19 protein-coding genes are annotated in these 20,171 nt (G+C 71.6%); 12 read left to right on the forward strand and 7 right to left on the reverse strand.

Annotated elements, in window-relative coordinates; genetic code table 11:
- Positions 1-98 precede the first annotated feature (98 nt).
- The 3 genes from IE250_RS23590 (at position 99) to IE250_RS23600 (ending at position 2,512) form a co-directional block, all read left to right on the forward strand.
- Positions 99-956 (forward strand): biotin--[acetyl-CoA-carboxylase] ligase, encoded by an 858-nt coding sequence (locus tag IE250_RS23590; RefSeq protein WP_189671766.1) that lies wholly within the window; start codon positions 99-101, stop codon positions 954-956.
- Between the two features lie 126 nt (positions 957-1,082).
- Entirely contained in the window at positions 1,083-1,379 is a 297-nt protein-coding gene (locus IE250_RS23595; RefSeq protein ID WP_189671767.1) for a hypothetical protein, read from the forward strand.
- A 65-nt stretch (positions 1,380-1,444) separates the two neighbouring features.
- Positions 1,445-2,512, forward strand: coding sequence for an adenylate/guanylate cyclase domain-containing protein (locus IE250_RS23600; RefSeq protein WP_189671768.1), 1,068 nt, complete (start codon positions 1,445-1,447; stop codon positions 2,510-2,512).
- Positions 2,513-2,536: 24 nt separating this feature from the next.
- Here the strand turns inward: IE250_RS23600 and IE250_RS23605 are convergent, their stop codons facing one another.
- From IE250_RS23605 to IE250_RS23615, 3 genes are all read right to left on the reverse strand, one after another.
- Positions 2,537-3,316, reverse strand: a complete 780-nt coding sequence (locus tag IE250_RS23605; protein WP_189671769.1) for a crotonase/enoyl-CoA hydratase family protein — start codon at positions 3,314-3,316, stop codon at positions 2,537-2,539.
- Positions 3,317-3,370: 54 nt separating this feature from the next.
- Positions 3,371-5,026, reverse strand: coding sequence for a lysyl oxidase family protein (locus IE250_RS23610; protein ID WP_189671770.1), 1,656 nt, complete (start codon positions 5,024-5,026; stop codon positions 3,371-3,373).
- A gap of 177 nt (positions 5,027-5,203) precedes the next feature.
- A complete protein-coding gene (locus IE250_RS23615) occupies positions 5,204-6,040 on the reverse strand; it encodes a helix-turn-helix domain-containing protein (RefSeq protein ID WP_189671771.1) in 837 nt (278 codons plus the stop codon).
- A gap of 100 nt (positions 6,041-6,140) precedes the next feature.
- On the opposite strand from IE250_RS23615, the gene IE250_RS23620 reads away from it, so the two are divergent.
- From IE250_RS23620 to IE250_RS23635, 4 genes are all read left to right on the forward strand, one after another.
- A complete protein-coding gene (locus IE250_RS23620) occupies positions 6,141-6,881 on the forward strand; it encodes an SDR family NAD(P)-dependent oxidoreductase (RefSeq protein ID WP_189671772.1) in 741 nt (246 codons plus the stop codon).
- A 35-nt stretch (positions 6,882-6,916) separates the two neighbouring features.
- Entirely contained in the window at positions 6,917-7,588 is a 672-nt protein-coding gene (locus IE250_RS23625) for an HAD family hydrolase (protein WP_189671773.1), read from the forward strand.
- Between the two features lie 77 nt (positions 7,589-7,665).
- Positions 7,666-8,265 (forward strand): RNA polymerase sigma factor, encoded by a 600-nt coding sequence (locus IE250_RS23630; protein WP_189671774.1) that lies wholly within the window; start codon positions 7,666-7,668, stop codon positions 8,263-8,265.
- A complete protein-coding gene (locus IE250_RS23635; protein ID WP_189671775.1) occupies positions 8,265-9,263 on the forward strand; it encodes a hypothetical protein in 999 nt (332 codons plus the stop codon). The genes IE250_RS23630 and IE250_RS23635 overlap by 1 nt, the downstream gene beginning before the upstream one ends.
- A 58-nt stretch (positions 9,264-9,321) precedes the next feature.
- On the opposite strand, the gene IE250_RS23640 is transcribed toward IE250_RS23635, so the two are convergent.
- Positions 9,322-10,089 (reverse strand): SOS response-associated peptidase, encoded by a 768-nt coding sequence (locus tag IE250_RS23640; protein ID WP_189671776.1) that lies wholly within the window; start codon positions 10,087-10,089, stop codon positions 9,322-9,324.
- Between the two features lie 118 nt (positions 10,090-10,207).
- Between IE250_RS23640 and IE250_RS23645 the strand changes: the two genes are divergently transcribed.
- The 4 genes from IE250_RS23645 (at position 10,208) to IE250_RS23660 (ending at position 16,551) form a co-directional block, all read left to right on the forward strand.
- On the forward strand, positions 10,208-11,485 hold the full coding sequence (locus IE250_RS23645) for a multidrug effflux MFS transporter (RefSeq protein WP_189671777.1): 1,278 nt from the start codon (positions 10,208-10,210) through the stop codon (positions 11,483-11,485).
- Between the two features lie 64 nt (positions 11,486-11,549).
- A complete protein-coding gene (locus tag IE250_RS23650; protein ID WP_189671778.1) occupies positions 11,550-13,796 on the forward strand; it encodes an esterase-like activity of phytase family protein in 2,247 nt (748 codons plus the stop codon).
- Between the two features lie 53 nt (positions 13,797-13,849).
- The gene (locus IE250_RS23655) at positions 13,850-15,070 is read left to right on the forward strand and encodes an LCP family protein (RefSeq protein WP_189671779.1); all 1,221 of its coding nucleotides are present in this window, start codon (positions 13,850-13,852) and stop codon (positions 15,068-15,070) included.
- Between the two features lie 209 nt (positions 15,071-15,279).
- On the forward strand, positions 15,280-16,551 hold the full coding sequence (locus tag IE250_RS23660) for an LCP family protein (protein WP_189671780.1): 1,272 nt from the start codon (positions 15,280-15,282) through the stop codon (positions 16,549-16,551).
- A gap of 4 nt (positions 16,552-16,555) precedes the next feature.
- Here IE250_RS23660 and IE250_RS23665 read toward each other — a convergent pair whose 3' ends face one another.
- Positions 16,556-17,164: a LysE/ArgO family amino acid transporter gene (locus tag IE250_RS23665; RefSeq protein ID WP_189671781.1), complete on the reverse strand. Its 609-nt coding sequence runs from the start codon at positions 17,162-17,164 to the stop codon at positions 16,556-16,558.
- 97 nt (positions 17,165-17,261) lie between these two features.
- Complete coding sequence (locus IE250_RS23670) at positions 17,262-18,194, reverse strand: LysR family transcriptional regulator ArgP (protein WP_189671782.1); 933 nt, start codon at positions 18,192-18,194, stop codon at positions 17,262-17,264.
- A gap of 89 nt (positions 18,195-18,283) precedes the next feature.
- On the opposite strand from IE250_RS23670, the gene IE250_RS23675 reads away from it, so the two are divergent.
- A complete protein-coding gene (locus IE250_RS23675) occupies positions 18,284-18,901 on the forward strand; it encodes a LysE/ArgO family amino acid transporter (RefSeq protein WP_189671783.1) in 618 nt (205 codons plus the stop codon).
- Here IE250_RS23675 and IE250_RS23680 read toward each other — a convergent pair.
- Positions 18,898-20,142 carry an aminotransferase class I/II-fold pyridoxal phosphate-dependent enzyme gene (locus tag IE250_RS23680; RefSeq protein WP_189671784.1) on the reverse strand — a complete coding sequence of 415 codons (1,245 nt, stop codon included), beginning with the start codon at positions 20,140-20,142 and terminating at the stop codon, positions 18,898-18,900. The genes IE250_RS23675 and IE250_RS23680 overlap by 4 nt on opposite strands.
- Positions 20,143-20,171: the final 29 nt, after the last annotated feature.

The raw sequence follows: 20,171 nt of genomic DNA on the forward strand, positions 1-20,171 counted from the left end.
TGCCTCCGCCTCGATGCCGGAGCGTCCAGCGGGTCGCGCCGCTGCCTTGTGGGGTTCCTCCAAGAGCACGTGCCCGCCCGAGGGGAGAGGATGACACTGTGCACCATTCCCTCCACCTGGACAGGCTGACCGTCCCCGGGTTCGCCCGGGTCGAGGTGGTCGAGACCTCGCCCTCCACCAATTCCGAGCTCGTCGCGGCGGTCCGGTCACATCCGGACGCCTGGCCGGCGCCGTCGGCCCTGATCGCGGAGCACCAGACCGCCGGAAAGGGCCGGGCCGGGCGGTCCTGGGAGATGCCGCCCCGCGCCGGGCTCACCGTGTCCGTTCTGCTGCGCCCCCGGGTCCCGGCCGGGACGCTGGGCTGGCTCCCGCTCCTGGCGGGGCTCGCCGTGGTGCGCACCGTCTCGGACGACGGCATCACCGCCGCGGTGAAGTGGCCCAACGACGTGCTGCTGCCCGCCGACGACACCGTCGCCGGGCTGGGTCTCTACCGCAAGGTCGCGGGGATCCTCACCGAGGTGGTTCCGGAGGCGCCGGCCGCCGGCCCCGACGCGCCAGGCGCCGGCGGCGAGGCGCCCGCCGTCGTGCTCGGGATCGGGCTCAACGTGTCGCAGACCGCGGAGGAGCTACCAGTGCCGACGGCGACGTCGCTGGCGCTCGCGGGATATCCGCGGCCTGACCGGACGGACGTGCTGGTGCGGTTGCTGGGCGAGGTGCACGCCGTCGTGCGGCGTTGGGAGGAGCACGGCGGCGACGTCGTGGCGGCCGGCCTGCTGGACGAGTACACGGCGGTGTCCGCGACGCTCGGGACCCGCGTGCGGGCCGAGCTCGCCGGGGACGCCGGCGTGCTCGAGGGCGAGGCCGTGCGACTGGACGAGTCCGGGGCGCTGGTGGTCCGCACGGCCTGGGGCGAGGAGCGTGCGGTGACCGCCGGCGACGTCTGGCACCTCCGGTAGCGCGGGGGTGAACTGAGGGGCCAGGCTGGGTGAACTCGGCGGCAGACTCTGCCGCGCGGCACCTGACCTGCGGTAATCTCCGCCGCAAGCGACGACGGGCAAGTGCGGGGCGACGGGGAGATGCCGATGGAGGCAGGTCGAGCCATGGTCGGGGTGGCCAAGGGAATCGTGTGTGCGGTGGCCATGATCGCCGTGTATCTGATCAGTACGGTCCGGCTGGACCGGGGCATCGTGCAGACAGAGGGCACTCCGGCGGCGGGCCTGATCGCCGCGGGGATCGCCTGGCTCCTGGTCGTCTGGGTCCTGCTCTACCGCGACGACGGCGTGCGCGGCGTGCGGCTGGGCCTGTGGAACGTCGTCACCGTGGTCGGGATGCTGCTCGTGCTCATGGGGATCCCGCTCTCGCTGACCTTCTGGAGCTGACCCCACGCAGGTTCGTCCCGCGTATGCATGCCGTTGCATGAGGTGCACCCGCATACAGTGGTGATGTGCTCCACAATTCCGAAACCTCCCACACCCACCACGACGCACCGGGTGCCGACACCGCGGCTCGCCTCGACGAGACGCTGCTGGGTGGCGAGCGCCGGTACACGCTGTCGCAGGTGGTGGAGCTCACGGGGCTCGACCGGCAGTTCGTGACGCGCTACTGGCGCTGGATCGGCCTGCCCGTCACGCACCCGACGGAGACCTGGTTCACCGACGCCGACGTCGAGGCGCTCAAGGACGCGGCCGGGCTCTTCGAAGAGGAGCAGATGGACGAGCGCGCCCAGATGACCTTCATCCGGTCCGTCGGCCACACCGCCGACCGGCTGGCGCTGTGGCAGGTCGAGGCGCTGGTGGAGCATCTCGCGCGGCGCTATGAGCTGGACGAGACCTCGGCCCGCCTGCTCGCCCTGGACCGGCTCCCGGAGATGACGGAGATGCTGCAGGGGCAGCTCGAGCACGCGTGGCGGCGCCAGCTCGCGGCGCTCACCGGGCGCATGGCCATCGAGTTCGCGGGTGCGCACTCGGACGACCGCAGCGACAGCCACCAGCTGCCCCTCCTGCGGGCCGTCGGCTTCGCGGACATCGTGTCGTTCACGAAACGCACGGCGGGCCTCGGTTCGGAGGAGCTGGCGGAGTTCGTGCAGCGGTTCGAGGCCGGCGCGCGCGACGTCATCGTCAACGCGGGCGGCCGCGTGGTGAAGACCATCGGCGACGCCGTCCTGTTCGTGACCGACGACATCTCCACCGGTGCCGAGGTGGCCCTGGGCCTCGCGGAGACCTCCGGCGCCGCGCTCGGGACCGCCGCCCCGGGGGATCCCGAGATCCCGGTGCGCGTCGGGCTCGTCTGGGGACGGGTGTTGTCCCGGTTCGGCGACATCTTCGGCCCGACCGTCAACCTGGCCTCGCGCCTCACCGAGCAGGCCGACCCCTCGACCGTCCTGGTCGACAAGGACACCGCGGCGCTGCTCGCCACGAGCTCGGGCTTCGCGCTCACCGCGCAGGCCGTGCGGGACGTACCGGGCATCGGCCCGCTGGCCCCGGTCCGCCTCCAGCGCGCCTACCGAGGCTGACCTACCGCGGCTGACCCAGAGCGGTCAGGTTTTCAGCGCTCGCATCGCTCCACGCAGCAGGCGCAGCTGCTCCCACCGTTCGGCGGCGAACGTGCGCCGGTCGCCCGACGACCAGCGCCGGTCGAACAGCCGCTTCGCGGCCGCCACGGCCTCGGGCCGCCGCTCGGCGATCCGGCGGGCCAGCTCGAACGCCTCGTCCAGGGGCGTCTCGGTGACGGTGCCTGCCAGGCCGAGCCGTCCGGCATCGGACCCGGTGAACTCCTCAGCCGTGAAGGTGAGGCGCTTCGCCGTCTCGATCCCGACCAGCTGGGCGAGGGAGCGGATCCCGGACATGTCCGGGACGAGACCGCGCTCGACCTCCTTGACGGACCAGCGGGCGTCCGGGGTCGTCAGGCGGAGGTCGGCGGCGAGCGCGATCTGCACGCCCGCGCCGAACACGTGCCCGTGCACGGCGGCGATCACCGGGACCGGCAGACGCCGCCACGCCCAGCAGGCCTCCTGGAACAGGTTGGTGCCCCGCGGCGTCGGGACAAAGGCCCGTGCCACCGCTGCCGGGCTGCGGGCCGCCGAGCCGAGGTCGAGCCCCGCGCAGAACGAACGGCCGTTGCCCGAGACGACCACCGCGCGCAGCCCGGGCTCACGCCCGAGCCTGCGCGCGGTGGTCTTGAGCTCGCCGAGCATGTCGAGCGACAGCGCGTTGAGCTTGTCGGGCCGGTCGAGACGGACGTCGGCGATCCCGTCCGAGAGCGTGCAGGTGATGCGGCTCCCGGACGGGATGTCCGACGGCGTGCGGCTGGCACTCATGGGGCGCAGCCTACGGTCTGGCCGACCGTCAGCAACGCGGTGGTGCCGGCCGAGCTACTCCTCGGGCTCGAGCTCGATCTCCGTGTCGGTTCCTTCGTAGGGCGGAACGATCACCGTGCGGTTGCCGGGCTTTCCGCGGAGGAGGACGGTCCGGTAGCTCACGTTGTTGGACGTCGTCCGCTCGTGCAGGTTGCCGTTCGGGTTCACGGTGATCTTGATCTGGTAGGTCCCGTTGCGGACGCCCGTCAGGTCGAACGCCTGCGTCTGGTGCTGGCTGTAGGTGTCGCCCCAGCCGGCGGGCAGGACCTCACGCAGCCACAGGGCGGACCTGTCGCCGCAGGCGCTGTCGAGGCCGGTTGCCTCCGGGCGCCAGACGGCACCCGGCACCGAGAGGTCGACGGGGTCGGTCGGCACCAGGCACCAGGACTGCTTGCCGCTCGTCGTCACCGGAGCGCCCTTGGCCGTCACGAGCTCGTAGCTCGCGAAGTCCAGGAAGTGCCAGTGGTCGTGCTCGGGAGCGTCGTGGTACTCCATGGTCCCGGTCTTGGTGCTGCCGACCTCCTTGCCGTCCCGGTAGAAGAACTGGTACGCGTCCATGACGTCCCCGCCGCCCCGGCGGTAGCCCTCGACGACCAGGGGAGCCGGTCCGGCGTTCCACTCGTGGGCGTTGAAGGTGAGCCGGTCGGTACCGTCTTCGTCCACCTCGGTCCCGATCTGCCATGCAGGCACGGACACGAGGTCCGGAAGAGTGTCCTTGGCCGGCTCCTTGTTCGACGGCGTGGACCCCGCCTGGCCGAGCGCTGGGTGGTCGCCCCCGTGCGCCTGGTCCTGGAGAGTGAAGAGGTTCGTGCGGTGCTCGGACTGCGTGCTGTCGTCGTGGCCCGTGTGGGTGCCGGCGCTCTGCGCGCGCAGGCTCTCCGCCCGGGCGGACGAGGCGTCGCCCTCCATCAGGGTGCTGAAGCCCTCGCCGGCCTCGCCCTGGAGCTCTTCGGCGACCTCGTCGCAGCCCCACATCTCGCACTCGTCGACGACCTCGACCCGCTGCGTCACCGCGCGGCGCGTGGCGGGCAGGCCGAGGAAGTCCGCGACGGGGTCGCTGATGCGTACGGTCATCACGAGGGTCTTCTTCGTGGTCTGTACCTCGAAGAATGCGTCGAGGCGGGTCGCCCAGCCCTGCTCGACCCCGAACACGCTGGACTTGGTGAACCAGTTACCGCCGCAGAACGCGGGGTAGATCGGTTCCGTGTTGCCAGTGGGCTCGACACGCTGGCGGTCCCCGCCCAGGCACAGGCTGCGGGACTCATTGGCCAGCACCTTGCCCTTCTGGGTCCGTATGCGGACGGAGAGGCCGTCCTTGAAGCCGTTGAGCCCGTCGACGATCTCGGCAGGGGCCGTGGTGGTGGTGCGCTTGTTGCCGCGGATCACGGTCTTGGTGAGCGTGGCAGGGTCGGAGGCCTTGGCGCGCTTGGCCCAGAACTCGTAGCCCTCGCCGTACGCGGCCAGCCAGACTGCCGAGTCGAGGTACACGTGGCCGTCGTAGGCGTAGGCCTGGACGGTGCGTGCCGCCGGGGCGAAGCGGAGCCCCCGCTGCTTTCCGAGAGGCTCGGCCGCCGTCGGCGTGGTAGTGGTCGCGGCCGTCGATGCGGATGCGATGTCGGTCGCACCCCCTTCTCCGAGGAGCCCGAGCACCAGCACCGCGGCTATGCCCATGGTGAGCAGGCGAGGTGATGGACGGGACAAGCGGCGAACGGTCATGAATCCCCCAGCTGGTAGGGACAGGAATCTGTCACCGCTAGGGACGCTCGGACCTGCAGTTACGTTGCCCGGAACCACCCAGTTCACCCTAGAAAGTCACCTATGTGACTTTTAGGCTCCGAGGCGGCCGCGTCAGACGGCGCGCAGTGCACCCGGCCGGCGGCCCGCCAGCCGGTCGAGCGCGTCCGACGTCGCCTCGTCCGCGGGCAGGTGCACCACGAGACGCTGGCCGTCGGCGTCGGGCAGCGCGAGAGTCTCGACGTCCAGCCGGAGATCGCCGGCCTCCGGGTGCCGCATCCGCTCGGTGGCCGTGCGGTAGCGGGTCGGCAGCGGCGCGGCGAACCGGTGGCTGAACTCCGCTCCGGCCAGCACGGACATCGCCTCGGCGAGCTCGGCGACGTGCGGGTCGCCGGGCAGCGACTCCATCCGGAGCGCAGCTACCTGCCGGTCGGCGACGTGCCCCCAGTCCGGGTACGCCTGCCGGGCGCGGGGCTCGGTGAGGACGAACCGCAGCAGGTTGGGGTGGCCGTCGTCGAACAGGCCGAACGGCTCGAGCAGACGGCGGTACATGCTCGTGGCGGCGAGGACGTCCCCCACGCGGTTGAGCAGCACTGCGGGCGACGGCTCCAGCCGGTCGAGGAACGCCCGGACGGGTGGCCGCACCGAGTCGGCCGGCGGCTCGGTGGTGCAGGCCCCGCCCGTGCCCTTGCTGGCGCGCAGCAGCAGGAAGCGCTCGTCCGAGGGCAGCCGGAGCGCGTCGGCCAGCGCGCCCAGGATCTCCGGCGACGGGTGCTTGTCGCGCCCCTGCTCCAGCCGGGTCAGGTACTCGACGCTGACCTCCGCGAGGGTGGCGAGCTCGGAGCGGCGCAGGCCGGGCGTCCGGCGTCGTGCGCCGCGAGGGAGGCCCACGTCCTCCGGGGCGAGGGCCTCGCGGTAGGCGCGCAGGAGTGCGCCGAGCTCGCTGGTCATGCGCCCAGCCTAGATGGGCCGGCCATGCGGAGGGTGGCCCCCTCAGGGCCAGTCTCAAGGCGGTCTGGTTGACCGACGCCGGACCACGCACCGTGGAGCCATGGATATCGGACTTCAGGAACGGACAGTCATCGTGACCGGCGCGTCGGGCGGCGTCGGGCGGCGGATCGCCACCGCCTTCGCGGCGGAGGGCGCGAACGTCGTGGTCACCTACCGCAACGCCCGCGACGAGGCGCAGAAGGTGGCCGACGAGATCGGCGAGCGGGCCGTCGTCGTGCAGTACGACCAGGCGGACCCGGGTGCGGCCGAGGCGCTCGTCGCGGCCGCCGTCGAGGCCACCGGCCGGGTGGACGTGCTGATCAACAACGCGGTGGCCTGGGGAGACATGGTGCCGTTCGACACCGTGCCCGACGAGGAGTGGACGGGGCTGATCCGCAGCAACGTCGAGGGCGCGATCCGGCTGACCCGCGCCGTGACGCCGCTGATGCGGGAGGCCGGCTGGGGGCGGCTCGTGCACCTCTCGTCGTCGCTCGTGACCGACGGCGTGGCCGGGGCCGAGTACTACACAGCGGCCAAGGCGGCGCTGCACGGCTTCAGCCGGTCCGTCGCGTTCTCGCTCGGGCGGGACGGCGACCTGCTCTCCAACGTGGCGATGCTGGGGCTGACCAGGACGGCCACCAACACCCACATCGTCGACCAGGTGGGGCACATGTACGAGGAGCGGTCTCCGTTCGGCCGGCTGCTGGACGCGTCGGAGGTCGCGACCGCCGTCGTCTGGCTCGGTTCGGGGGCCAACACCGCGATCAACGGCCAGGTGATCGGGCTGACGGGCGGGGCGTAGGCGGATCGGTGACCCGCGTGTGACACGATGCGAACGTGCTGAAAGTCGTTCTCTTCGATCTCGACGACACACTCGTGGACCAGGAGGGCGCCTCTCGCGCGGCGCTCCTGGACTGGCTGCCGGGGCTGGGGCTGGACCTCGACGACCCGGATGAGCTGGTCACCGCCTGGCTCACGATCGCCGAGGCGGCCTACAGCCGCTACCAGCGGCGCGAGATCACCTTCGCGGAGCAGCGGCGCGTCCGTGTGCGCGAGTTCCTGGGGGCCGACGCCTCCGACGACGAGGCCGACGAGCTCTTCTCCGGCTACCTGTCCCGCTACGAGCGCGCGTGGACAGCGTTCGACGACGCCGTGCCCGCCCTGCGCCGCGTGCACGACGCCGGCCTCGTCGTCGCGCTGCTGACCAACGGCGATGCCGCCCACCAGCGGCTCAAGCTGGACCGTACGGGTCTGACGGACCACCTCGACGTAGTGGTCGCCTCCGACGACCTGCCCGCGGGCAAGCCCGACCCGCGGGCGTACGCCGTCACATGCGAGATCCTCGGCGTTGCGGCGGGCGACGTGCTGATGGTGGGCAACGACGTCGAGAAGGACTACCAGGGCCCGCTCGACGCCGGCCTGGGCGCCGTGCTGCTGGACCGGGAGGACCGGCACCCAGAGATCCCGGACCGGATCAAGACCCTGGACGAGGTACCGCCGGCGGGGTAGCCGGCAGTTCGTGGAACGCTGCGCGGACAACCGGACATGACCCTCTCGTCAGTGCCACACGACCGAGAGGTTCCCGGATGACCACCCCCGAACCCCCACCACCCGACCCGCTCGTCGACCGCGAGGCCCGGTTCACCGCGCTCTTCGAGTCCACGCACCGGCCACTGCTCGCCTACGCCGTACGCCGGGTGACTGAGCCGGCCGACGCCGCTGACGTCGTCGCCGAGAGCTTCCTCGTCGCCTGGCGCCGCATCGACGACGTCCCCGCCGGGGACGACGCCCGGCCCTGGATGTTCGGGGTCGCCCGCAGGTTGCTCGCCAACGCACGACGTGGCGACCGACGTCGGCTCGCCCTCGCTGACCGGCTGCGTGACCACCTCACCGACGTGGTGCCTCCGCCCGACGACTCGGGGAGCGATGTCGAGCGTGCCCTCGCCCGCCTCTCCGACGACGACCAGGAGCTCCTGCGCCTGGTCGCCTGGGAAGAGCTCGGCCGCGAAGAGATCGCGGTGGTCCTCGGCGTCTCGCGCACCGCCGTGCGCGTCCGCCTGCACCGGGCGCGCCGCCGGCTCGCCGACCAGCTGGCCGCCCTGCAGGCCCCCCTGAAACGTTCCGCCGCGGGCGGACAGGTGATGAGCAGGTGGGCAAAGGCCCGCCCCGGGATCGAGGAGGCGTGATGACGGACGAGATGAAGCAGCTGAAGGCCGCAGACCCGATGCGTCGGGTTGCCCTCGACGCCGTGGATCCGGCGGCATTCGCCGCCCTGCGCGAGGAGATCACCATGACAGGAACCCAGCTGGACACCGCTGCCACGGAGCGCGAGGCCGCAGGGGCCACGCCGCCCGGCTCGCGCCGGAGGCGGCTCGGGCGCCGCGGCGCGATCGCCGTCGCCCTGGCCGGCGTGCTCGCGGGCGGCGGCGTCGCATACGCGGCGATCCAGGCGTACCTGGGCGAGGGCACCGAAGGCCTCACCTGCATGACGACGTGGAACGACAGGGCGCTCGAAGGGCTGGACGTCGACGCGGCGGGCCCGTGGCTCACCGGCGACGCAGTCGCCGACTGCACGACGCTGCTCGCCGAGGCCGGCCTGCCACCCGTCGGCGACCCCGTCGTCTTCGAGCACGACGGCCAGGTCTACGTGACGCCCACCGACCAGGCGCCCGACTGGATCGAACCCATCGACAGCGGTTCCGGGCCGGCGGTGGACGCGGCGGCGATCGAGCTGCGGCAGAGCCTGGGCGACCAGGTCGACGGCGGCAACAGCACCTGCCGCACCCTCGACGAGGGCGTGGCGTGGGCGCAGTCCGAGCTCGACCGGCTGGGGCTGGAGGGCTGGACCATCGAGACGGTGGGGACGGCGAGCGCGGAACGGCCGTGCACAGGGCTGTCCGCCGAGGAGGATCAGACGCTGGTGGTCGCCGCTTCCGAGGACCCTGCCGCGCTCTACTCCGTCGCGGAGCTGGAACCGCTCATGGATTCGCTGCGTCGCGATGTCGCCGAGCAGTGCGTGACGGTCGAGCAGGCGCGGGCCGTGGCCGACGAGGCGCTCGGCGCGCTCCCGCACAGCTGGCCGACCACGACCGTCGTGGACGAGTCGGCGGAGTGCGCCCGCGTGGACAGCACCGTCGGCGGCAGCGTACAGGTCACGGTCTACGGGCCGACGACGGTCGGCTGACCGGGTCGGCGACCGGAGCGCGCCGCGTCGGCTGAGGCCGGCGCGGCGCGCTCGTGACTCAGAGCAGCACGAGGTCCGGGTCCCTTGGCTCCGGGTCCGCCTCGATCAGTGACGGCCCGTCGTTCTGCACCGAACCCACGGCGTCGCCCACGGGGCGGGTTGCCAGCGGTGGGCTGTCGACCTGCAACAGGTCGGAGGCATCGTTGATCGCCGGGTCCAGCCACGCGTCCCAGGTCTCGCGCGGCAGCACGAGCGGCATGCGGTCATGGATGGCGGCCATCCTGTCTGACGCCGGACGGGTCACCACGGTGGTCGACACCAGCCAGCGGTCAGGGTCGGTCTCGCTCGCCGCCGGGTTGCGCCAGAACTCGTAGAGGCCGGCGAGGGCGGCCACGCCGGGGCCGGCCGGGTGGATCCAGTAGGGCTGCTTCGGGATCTTCGACGCCGCTGTCTTCGAACCGGTGGCAGGCGGGGCCAGCTTGCGCCACTCGTAGTAGCCGTCAGCGAGCACCAGGCAGCGCCGTGCCGCGAAGGGCTTGGCGAACGCGGGCTTTTCGAGCAGCGACTCGCGACGCGCGTTGATCATGCGGGCGCCCACGCCCGGGTCCTTGGCCCAGGACGGCACCAGCCCCCAGCGGGCCACACGCATCGACCGGGTCACCTCACCGGAGCCCTTGGAGGCGCGCTCGACGACTATCCGCACCGGGTCGGTCGGCGCCACGTTCCAGGACGGCGGCAACAACCGCGCGTCCTCGGCGATCTCGGCGATGGCGAGCTGGTCGGCGAGGTCCTGGGTATCCGTGAAGGAGGCGAAGCGTCCGCACATAGGACCAGCATGCCCCGAGCCACTGACACCGCCCGCGGAGCGGTGAACAGCGAGCAGGCATGGGCGAGAGACCGAGATCACTCTGTGCAGGATCGTATCGATTCGATAGCATCGGGGCATGGCAACCGTTGCGCCGTCGGGCGTCTCCTCAGTCGCGTCCGCAGTCGCGCCCGCCTCCGAGCGCCGTGCGCCGTCGTCACGGTCGACCCTCAAGTGGGTCATCATGCTCGGGGCCCTGGCCTGCCTGCCCGCGCTCACCGTGGACATGTACCTGCCGGCTCTGCCGCAGGTCGCCGCGGACCTCGGCGGGACCGACGCCCTCGCTCAGCTCACCGTCTCCTGCATGCTCGTCGGCGGCGCGCTCGGCCAGCTCGTCATCGGCCCGCTGACCGACCGCTTCGGACGGCGCCTCCCGCTGCTGATCGGCCTGGCCATGCACGTCCTGGTGTCCCTGGCATGCGCCGTCGTCGACGACATGTACATGCTCATCGGCCTGCGGCTGGCGCAGGGCTTCTTCAACTCGGCGGCGAGCGTCGCCGCGATGGCGACAGTGCGCGACCGCTTCGTGGGCGCCGAGGCCGCCCGCATCCTTTCCCGTCTGATGCTCGTGATCGGGGTGGCGCCGATGCTCGCGCCGTCGCTCGGCTCGGTAGTGCTGGAAGGGTTCGCCTGGCGCTGGATCTTCGTGGTGCTGGCGCTGATCGGCGCCTTGCTCGCCGTCGTCGTGATGTTCGCGATGCCGGAGACGAACCCGTCCGCACGCCGCACGACCGGCGGGGCGACCAGCGTGCTGCGCGGCTATCGCACGCTGCTGCGCGACAAGCACTTCATGGCGCTCGCCCTCATCCCGGGGCTCGCGATGGGCGCGCTCCTGAGCTACGTCGTGGGCTCCCCGTTCGTCTTCCAGCAGGGCTACGGCCTCACGCACGGGCAGTTCTCCCTGCTGTTCGCGATCAACGGGCTCGGCCTGGTGCTCTCCGCGCAGGTCAATGCCGCGCTGGTGCGCAGGGTCGCGCCCATCCGTCTGCTGCGCATCGCGATCGTGGCTCAGGTGGTCATGTCCGTGGTGCTGCTCGTGGTCGCGGTCACGCAGCTCGGCGGCCTGATCGGCCTGCTGGTGGCGCTGTGGCTCGTGCTCGCGTTCCAGGGCCTCATCCCGGCCAACGCGTCGGCCCTGGCCCTGTCCCGGCACGGGGAGATCGCGGGCACGTCGGCCGCCATGATCGGCGCCGTGCAGTCGCTGCTGGCGGGCGTGGTGTCGCCGATCGTCGGGCTGCTCGGCAGCGACACGGTGGCCATGTCCTCGGTGATGCTCGGTACTGGCCTGCTCGCGTTCGTCGTGCTGGCGACGGCCACCCCGGCGTACCGGAAGGGCGGCTGGCACACGCCGCTGTGAGTGTTCACCCGTGAGTCGGACGGGATTCACGCGGATGTCGGTTGCGCCGACTTGGCTCGCCCGCATGAGCACACTCATGCGTTCCCGCGCCGCGCGCGTGGTGGCCGCCGCGGCAGCAGCAGCGCTGCTGCTGCCCGCGGCCGTCGCCGTCGCCGGGCCCCGGTCCGGCCCCGTCCCGGGGCCCGAGCACCACGCCGGTTCCTACCTCGCCGCCACCCTGGCCGGCCGCGCCACCCTGTCGGCCGACTACCTGGCCGAAGGCCCGCCGTCGGGCGCCGCAGCGAGCCCCGCCAACGGGCGGCAGGGGCCCTGGGACGGGCAGGTGATCCCCGGCTTCTCCGCGATGGTCGACAACCACGACGGCACCTTCTGGGCCCAGCCCGACAACGGCTTCGGGGCCAAGGGCAACTCCGCCGACTTCCTGCTGCGCAGCTACCTGGTGCGCCCCCAGTGGGACACCGGCCGCAAGGGCGCCGGCGAGATCGACGTCCTCGACTTCATCGAGTACAACGACCGCAACGACATCCTCGACTTCGACATCGTCCACGAGGACACCGACGAGCGGCTGCTCACCGGCGCCGACTTCGACATCGAGTCCCTGGTCCGCGCCGCCGACGGCACGTTCTGGGTGGGCGAGGAGTTCGGCCCGTTCCTGCTGCACTTCGACGCCGACGGCACGCTGCTGGAGGCGCCGTACGAGTTCCCGGACGGCAAGTCGCCCGCCAACCCCTACCTCCAGCCCGGCGAGACGCCCAACGTGCGCAGCAGCCGCGGCTTCGAGGCGATGGCGGCCGCAGGGCGCTACCTCTACCCGGTCGTCGAGGGCGCGCTCGCCGACGACGCCGACGCCCGCCGCCGCTGGATCTACCAGTTCGACACCCGTCGCGGCGAGTACACGGGCAAGCGCTGGGCGTACCAGACCGACCAGCAGGCCAACGTCATCGGCGACGCGTTCGCGACCGGACCCGACTCGATGCTGCTCATCGAGCGCGACGACTTCGAGGGCGACCAGTCGGTCACCAAGCGCGTGTACGAGGTCGACCTGGACCGCACGGACCGCGACGGCTTCGTCCGCAAGGAGCTCGTGGTGGACGCCCTGCGGATCGAGAACCCGCGAGGCATCGACGCGGGCGAGGGTTACGGCCTGGGCGACACGTTCGCGCTCCCGGTGCAGTCCTTCGAGACGGTCCTGTTCGTCGACCGGAACACGCTGCTGATCGGCAACGACAACAACTACCCGGGCAACGACGCACGCATCACCGGCACGCCGGACGACACCGAGATGGCCCTGGTGGACCTCACGAAGGAGCCCGTGACGGACGACGGTGTCACCGTCGTCGGGCACCGCGGGGCCTCCGGCTACCGCCCGGAGCACACGCTCGCCTCGTACGAGACGGCAATCAACCAGTGCGCGGACTACATCGAGCCCGACGTGGTGTCCACGAAGGACGGCGTGCTGGTCGCCCGGCACGAGAACGAGATCAGCGGCACCACGAACGTCGCCACCCACCCGGAGTTCGCCGACCGCCGCACCACCAAGACGATCGACGGCGCTCAGATCACCGGCTGGTTCACCGAGGACTTCACGCTCGCCGAGCTGCGCACCCTCCGCGCCAAGGAGCGGCTGCCGCAGGTCCGGCCGCAGAACACCCCGTTCGACGGGCTCTACCTGATCCCGACGCTCGACGAGGTCCTCGACCTGGCCCGGAACAGCCGCACCTGCGACGGCGCGCCCGTCGGCGTCTACCCCGAGACCAAGCACCCCAGCTACTTCGACTCGGCGGGTCTGTCCCTGGAGGAGCCGCTCGTGGCCGAGCTGCGCAGGAACGGCTTCGACCGGGCCGGCGCGCCGGTGATCGTGCAGTCCTTCGAGGTCGGCAACCTGCAGGACCTCGACCAGATGACCGACGTGCCGCTCGGCCAGCTGATCAGCAGCAGCGGAGCCCCCTACGACTTCGTGGCCGCAGGCGACCCGCGCACCTACGCGGACATGGCCACCCCGGAGGGCCTCGCCGACATCGCCGCCTACGCCGACGGCATCGGCGCCGAGAAGAGCGTCCTGATCCCGCGGAACCAGGACGGCACGCTCGCCGCCCCGAGCCCCGTGATCGGCGACGCGCACGCCGTCGGACTCGAGGTGCACGCCTGGACGTTCCGGCGGGAGAACCAGTTCCTCGCCGCGGACTTCCGCTCGTCGGGCGACCCGAACGGGATCGGCGACATGGTGGGCGAGGTCCAGGTGTTCCTCGATGCAGGCCTGGACGGCTTCTTCACGGACAACCCCGACCTGGGGGTCGCAGCGGTGCGCTGACCAGCATCACCACTGGACAGGCCAGTGCCGGGGTACATGCTTATGCTCCACATGTGCCCCGGCACCTCCATACCCAGCGCAGTCATCGCGTCGCGCGAGCCGTGGCGCTGTTCGTGCTGGGTGCGGTCGCGTTCTTGGCTGCCGGTGGCGCCACCGCCTACCTCGACCTGAAGCAGCAGATCGGCGTCAGCGACGTGTCCGGCCTGGTCGATGGGCCGAATCAGGACCCGGACGATCCGTTCACCGGCCGGAGCCTCAACATCCTCGTCCTGGGCACCGACCTGCGCGGCGGCGAGAACACCGACATCGCTGGCGAGGGCGAGGGCGGTATGCGCTCGGACACCACGATGCTGGTGCACCTCTCCGGGGACCGGAAGCGCATCGAGGTGGTCTCCATCCCGCGCGACTCGCTGGTCGAGATCCCGTCCTGCAAGCTGCCCGACGGGACCGAGTCCGCCGCCACCTACGGCATGTTCAACGGCGCGTTCACCATCGGCGGTGGCGCGGAGGAAGACCTCACGCACGCAGCGGCCTGCACCATCTCCACGGTGCAGACCCTCACGAACGTCCTGGTCACCAACCACATGGTGGTGAAGATGGACGGTGTGGTCGACGTCGTCGACGCCCTCGGTGGAGTGCGGATGTGCCTGCCCGAGCCGCTGGTCCAGGACCCCGCCTACGGCCGCTTCGAGCTGCCCGCCGGCGAGCAGAAGCTCGACGGGCGCGAAGCGATCGGCTACCTACGGGCCCGGCACGGCACCGGCCTGGGCCTCGAGCAGGGCAGCGACCTCAAACGGATCGAGCGGCAGCAGGCGTTCGTGGACGCACTGGTGCGCCAGGTGCTGGACCAGAACGTCGTGACCGACTCGCCGCGGCTGTACCGCACCATCCGGGCGGTGCTGCGCGCCATCTCCGCGGACCCCGGGCTGGCCGACCCGACGGCGCTCGCGGGCCTCGCGTACAGCATCCGGAACATCGACCCGGCCCAGATCGTGTTCACCGAGCTGCCCGTGGTGGCCGCGCCCAGCGACCCGAACCGCGTGGTCTGGACCGAGGACGCCGCGAAGGTCTGGGAGCGCATCGCGGCCGACGAGCCGCCGCCCGGGCGCGAGACGCCGTCGCCCGGCGCCGGCGGTGAGGGGTCGAAGCCGTCGGGTGGTGCCTCGGGCGAGGCCACGGACCCGGGGGCCGGTGAAGGGGGCGGCACGACGCCGTCGGACGGCCCCAGCTCGTCGCCGTCGCCCTCGCTGCTGCCGGGCGTCTGCGCGGACTGAACCACGGGCCCGACCCGAAATGCGGGCTGAACACTGCCTGGGAGCGGCGCGTGTTATTTACACGATTGTTGCACTGAGGCCCTACCCTCCGAGACGTGGCGAGTGATTTCTGGACGGCGATCCGACCTGTCGGCGAGGTATTTCAAGGGGTTCCCCGACACGCGAGATCGGGCGAGCGCCAGCCCCGTCACGTCCGCAGCTGGCGCAAGATGTTGGTGTTCCGCGGGGTCACGATGGGCGTCATCGGGATGATGGCGTTCGGCTCGGCCGCAGCTGCGACGGCGTACCACAACGCGATCTCGCAGATCGAGGTCCAGGACCTGGGCGACCTGGTGACCGAGCAGGTCGAGCCGAAGGATCCGTCGGACCCGTTCAAGGACGAGCCGGTCAACCTGCTGCTGATGGGGACCGATATCCGAGACGGCACGAACGCCGACATCGGCGGCACGGTCACCGGCATGCGGTCGGACACCACGATGCTGGTGCACATCTCGGCGGACCGGCAGTGGATGGAGATCGTGTCCATCCCGCGGGACACGTTCGTGGACCTGCCGTCCTGCCAGCTCCCGGACGGTAGCCAGACGCAGCCGTACCGCGACAAGTTCAACGCGTCCTTCGACGTCGGTAGCGGGGGTACGAGTCTCAAGCATGCTGCGGCGTGCACCATCAACACGGTCAACGCGGTGACCGGCGTGACGGTGACGAACCACGCGGTAGTCAAGATGAACGGCGTGATCGACGTCGTCAACGCGATCGGCGGCGTGAAGATGTGCCTGCCCGAGGCGCTGCACGGCGACCCGGCGTCGGCACGCATCGACCTGCCCGCAGGGGAGAACCGGATCGACGGCAAGACGGCCATCCAGTTCCTGCGGGTGCGCAAGGGCACCGGTATGGGGCTCGAGATGGGCAGCGACCTGACGCGGATCGAGCGGCAGCAGGCCTTCATCAACGCGACGCTGCGCCAGATCCTGTCTGCCGAGACCCTCGCCGATCCGACAAAGACGTTCCGCCTGATCAACGCGGCGCTCGGCTCCCTGAGCGCCGACCCGGCCATCGCCAACCCGGGCAAGGTCGCGGGCCTCGCGTGGTCACTGCGCGAGATCGAGAAGCGCAACATCATCATGACGAAGATCCCGGTGTTCGACACCACCGAGGGAACCACGGGCGGGCTGGGCTGGTCCCCGGAAGCCGGCGAGATCTTCGCGCGCATAGCCGCGGACGAACCGCCCGAGGAGGTAGTGCTCGCTGAGCCGGAGCCGTCGGGCTCGCCGAGCGTGAGCGGCGAGGTTCAGGAGGGCTCCGGCGACACGGGGGGAGGCGCCGAGGGCGGGGCCGACGCCGACACCGGAACGGACACGGGCGAGACCGGTGACACCGGCACGGGCGAGACAGGCGGCGCGGCCGAGGGCGGCGGGGACAAGCCCGCGAAGCCGAAGCCCAAGCCGAGCCCGGAGGTGCTTCTCGACGGCGTCTGCGCCTGACCCGTCAGACTCCGCCGAAGATCAGCCCTGCCGCCACGACCACCATGGTGAACGCGACGACGCTGTCGAGGACTCGCCACGCGCCGGGCTTCTCCAGCATCGGCGCGAGGTAGCGCGCCCCGTAGCCGAGGGCGACGAACCACACGGTGCTGGCGAGGCTCGCGCCGAGCCCGAACCACCAGCGGTTGTCGCCGTGCGTGGCGGCGAGCCCGCCGACGAGCACCACCGTGTCGAGGTAGACGTGGGGGTTCAGCCAGGTCAGGGCCAGGGTGGTGGCGACGGCGGCGCCCACGGTCCGGGTAGTCATGCTGTGCCGGCCCATGACCACCTGCTCGCCCTTCCACGCGCGGCGGGCCGCCATGCCGCCGTAGACCAGCACGACGACGGCGCCCGCCCAGCGGGCGAGGTCGACCACGAACGGCGTGCTCTGGATCATGGCGCCCAGCCCGCCGACCCCGGCCGAGATGAGCACGAAGTCGCTGACCGCGCAGATGCCGGCCACGAGACCCACGTGCTCCTGGCGCAGCCCCTGGCGGAGGACGAATATGTTCTGGGCCCCGACTGCGACGATGAGCGACAGACCGAAGGCCAGGCCGGCGAGGGCTGAGAGCATGTCCGCACCGTAGAAAGCCGGACAGCCGATGTCCGGTTCATGATTCCGAAGTGCGGCAGGACTGCAACAGGGTTAATGATGGGGTTACGTCCAGATTTCACTCTGGGAGCAGCTTGCGCGTTGCTTCTTTTCGCAGCGCGGCCGTGACCCGGTCCAGCACCGTCGAACGCAGCTTCCACTGCTGGAGATAGAGCGGTATGTCGAGGACGGCGTCGGGCGCCAGCAGCGTGATGCCGCCCCCGGTGCCGTCCTCGAGCCCTCCGATCGAGGGGCGCTCCAGGAGCATCCCCCAGCCCAGACCGAGCCGGATCGTCTCCTCGTACTCGACGGTGCTGGGCACGTGGTGCCGCGGCGGTCTGGCCCTCGGTGCGTGCTCGCGCAGGTACATGTCCTGCAGGTCGTCGTTCCGGTCGAAGACGACGACGGGCGCGGCGGCGAGCGCCTCCGGCGTCGGGCCATGGGGGAACCAGCGCTTCGCGAACGCGCGCGTGCAGGCCGGGCGGTAGCGCATGATCCCGAGCGGCGTGCTGCGGCAGCCCTGTACTGCCTCTGTCTGCGAGGTGACCGCGGCCATGACGATGCCCTCGCGGAGCAGGTCGGCCGTGCGGCTGTCGTCGGCGCGGTGCAGGTCGAAGGTGACGCCGTCGATCTGGGCGAGGGCGGGCAGCACCCAGGTTGCCAGCGAGTCCGCGCTGACCGCCAGCGGCACGGTGACGATGCCGTTCGAGGCGTCCCCGCCGCTGCGCGCGTCGTCGGCGCCCTCGCGCGCATCGTCCGCGCCGAGCTCCGCGGCGACCTCCGCGCCGAGCAGGTCGGTCTGCCGGGCGAGGCGCAGGAGGGCCTGGCCCGGCATTGTGGCCACGACCGGCCGGGCCCGTCGCACGAGCACACTGCCCGCCGCGTTCTCCAGCGCGCGGATGCGCTGGCTCACGGCCGACGGCGTGACGTGCAGGGTGCGGGCCGCGGCGTCGAACGACCCCTCGGCAACCACGGCGGCCAGTGCTTCGAGCTGGCGGGAGTCCCATCGCATGCCCCCAGTATGAAGCATCTTCAGTTCTGCTTATGTTGATTGAGAAACGTGAACTGGTCTTCAGGCTTTGCGCTGCCTACCGTCAGGGCATGCTCGCTCTGCTCGCCGGACTCGGATTCGGCCTCTCGCTCATCGTCGCCATCGGTGCCCAGAACGCGTTCGTGCTGCGCCAGGGGCTGCGCCGCGAGCACGTGGGCGTGGTGGTGGCGATCTGCGCAGTGTCCGACGCCGTCCTCTACGCCGCGGGCGCCGCCGGGTTCGGGCCGCTCGTCGAACAGTGGCCCGACACCGTGGTGGTGGTGCGCTGGCTGGGCGCCGCCGTCGTGGTCGGGTACGGGGCCATGGCCGCCTGGCGGGCCATAAAGGGCGATACGACGCTCGCCGCTGCCGAGGACGGCGCCCTGGGCGACAGCCCCGGCCGCCGTCTCAAGCCGGTGGTTCTCACGGCGGTGGCGCTCACCTGGCTGAACCCGCACGTCTACCTCGACACGGTGATGCTGCAGGGCTCGGTCGCCGCGACCTATGGCGACACGCGGTGGTGGTTCACCGCGGGGGCGATGGTGTCCAGCATCGCGTGGTTCGCCGCGCTCGGGTACGGCGCACGACTGCTCGCGCCCGTGCTGCAGCGGCCGGGCGCCTGGCGCGTGCTCGACGGCGTGATCGCGCTGATCATGCTGGCCGTGGCGATCTCGCTGATCTCGGGCTAGCGACCGCCACCCAGGGCAGCCAACCGAGCGGCCGCCTCGCGCAGCACTTCCTCGCGCTTCACGTAGGTGAACCGCACGTGCCCCGCCAGGGCCTCCGCCGTCGGGGAACCTGGACGGCAGAACGCCGTCGCCGGGATCGCCACCACACCGGCCAGCTCGGGCAGCCGCCGGCAGAGGTCGACGCCGTCTCGCAGGCCGAGCGGGCCCAGCAGGCCCGAGGCGTCGGCCATCACGAAGTACGTGCCGGCCGGGCGCGTGACGGTGAAGCCCGCGGCCTCGAGGCCGGCGCACAGCAGGTCCCGTCGGTCGGCGAGGGAGGCGGCCAGGGCGCGCGGGGTGTCGTCGTCGGCCAGAGCCTGCGCGATGGCGGGCTGGAACGGGGCCCCCGACGTGTACGTGAGGAACTGCTTGACCGTCCGCACGGCCGTGACCAGCTCGGACGGGCCGTGCAGCCAGCCCACCTTCCAGCCCGTGAACGAGAACGTCTTGCCCGACGACGAGATGGTCAGCGTCCGCTCGGCCATCCCCGGCAGCGTGGCGATCGGGATGTGCTCCGCGCCGAACGTGAGGTGCTCGTAGACCTCGTCGGTCACTACTATCGCGTTGCGCTCCTGGGCGACGGCGGCGACGGCTTCCAGCTCGTCCCGCGTCAGGACGGTCCCGGTCGGGTTGTGCGGCGAGTTCAGCACGATCATCCGCAGGCGCGGCGAGGCGGTGGCCCGGAGCGCGTCGACGTCGAGCCGGAAACCGCCCGGCCCGGGCAGCAGGGGAGCGGTGACGTGGGTCGCGCCCGACATGCCGATCGCGGCGGCATGCGAGTCGTAGAACGGCTCGAGTGTGAGCACCTCGTCGCCCGGGCGGGTCAGCGCCAGGATCGAGGCGGCCAGCGCCTCGGTGGCGCCGGTCGTCACCAGCACCTCGGTGTCCGGGTCGACGTCCAGCCCGTAGTGCCGCTTCTGGTGCTCCGCGACCGCGCGGCGCAGCTCCGGTACGCCGTCGCCGGGCGCGTACTGGTTGCGGCCCTCCTCGATCGCGCGGATCGCGGCCTGCTTGATGTACTCGGGCCCGTCGACGTCGGGGAACCCCTGGCCGAGGTTGATGGCGCCGGTGCGGACGGCCAGGGCGGACATCTCGGCGAAGATCGTGACGGCGACGGTGCCGTCGTCGGCCAGGAGGCCGGCGGCGCTCGCGGTGTCCTGCCAGCGGTCCTGGCCGCGACCAGGTGAATGGAGGGAGCTCATGGGGACGACGATATCCATCGGTGGTCCAC

The sequence above is a fragment of the Promicromonospora soli genome (assembly GCF_014653785.1).
GTDB classification, from domain to species: Bacteria; Actinomycetota; Actinomycetes; order Actinomycetales; family Cellulomonadaceae; genus Promicromonospora; species Promicromonospora soli.

What these genes read in the sequence shown, in the direction of transcription:
- IE250_RS23595 (WP_189671767.1), top strand. Translation starts at nt 1,083, where the DNA reads ATGGAGGCAGGTCGAGCCATGGTCGGGGTGGCCAAGGGAATCGTGTGT.
- IE250_RS23605 (WP_189671769.1), bottom strand. Translation starts at nt 3,316, where the DNA reads ATGAGTGCCAGCCGCACGCCGTCGGACATCCCGTCCGGGAGCCGCATC.
- IE250_RS23610 (WP_189671770.1), bottom strand. Translation starts at nt 5,026, where the DNA reads ATGGGCATAGCCGCGGTGCTGGTGCTCGGGCTCCTCGGAGAAGGGGGT.
- IE250_RS23615 (WP_189671771.1), bottom strand. Translation starts at nt 6,040, where the DNA reads ATGACCAGCGAGCTCGGCGCACTCCTGCGCGCCTACCGCGAGGCCCTC.
- IE250_RS23620 (WP_189671772.1), top strand. Translation starts at nt 6,141, where the DNA reads ATGGATATCGGACTTCAGGAACGGACAGTCATCGTGACCGGCGCGTCG.
- IE250_RS23630 (WP_189671774.1), top strand. Translation starts at nt 7,666, where the DNA reads ATGACCACCCCCGAACCCCCACCACCCGACCCGCTCGTCGACCGCGAG.
- IE250_RS23635 (WP_189671775.1), top strand. Translation starts at nt 8,265, where the DNA reads ATGACGGACGAGATGAAGCAGCTGAAGGCCGCAGACCCGATGCGTCGG.
- IE250_RS23640 (WP_189671776.1), bottom strand. Translation starts at nt 10,089, where the DNA reads ATGTGCGGACGCTTCGCCTCCTTCACGGATACCCAGGACCTCGCCGAC.
- IE250_RS23645 (WP_189671777.1), top strand. Translation starts at nt 10,208, where the DNA reads ATGGCAACCGTTGCGCCGTCGGGCGTCTCCTCAGTCGCGTCCGCAGTC.
- IE250_RS23650 (WP_189671778.1), top strand. Translation starts at nt 11,550, where the DNA reads ATGAGCACACTCATGCGTTCCCGCGCCGCGCGCGTGGTGGCCGCCGCG.
- IE250_RS23660 (WP_189671780.1), top strand. Translation starts at nt 15,280, where the DNA reads ATGTTGGTGTTCCGCGGGGTCACGATGGGCGTCATCGGGATGATGGCG.
- IE250_RS23665 (WP_189671781.1), bottom strand. Translation starts at nt 17,164, where the DNA reads ATGCTCTCAGCCCTCGCCGGCCTGGCCTTCGGTCTGTCGCTCATCGTC.
- IE250_RS23670 (WP_189671782.1), bottom strand. Translation starts at nt 18,194, where the DNA reads ATGCGATGGGACTCCCGCCAGCTCGAAGCACTGGCCGCCGTGGTTGCC.
- IE250_RS23675 (WP_189671783.1), top strand. Translation starts at nt 18,284, where the DNA reads ATGCTCGCTCTGCTCGCCGGACTCGGATTCGGCCTCTCGCTCATCGTC.
- IE250_RS23680 (WP_189671784.1), bottom strand. Translation starts at nt 20,142, where the DNA reads ATGAGCTCCCTCCATTCACCTGGTCGCGGCCAGGACCGCTGGCAGGAC.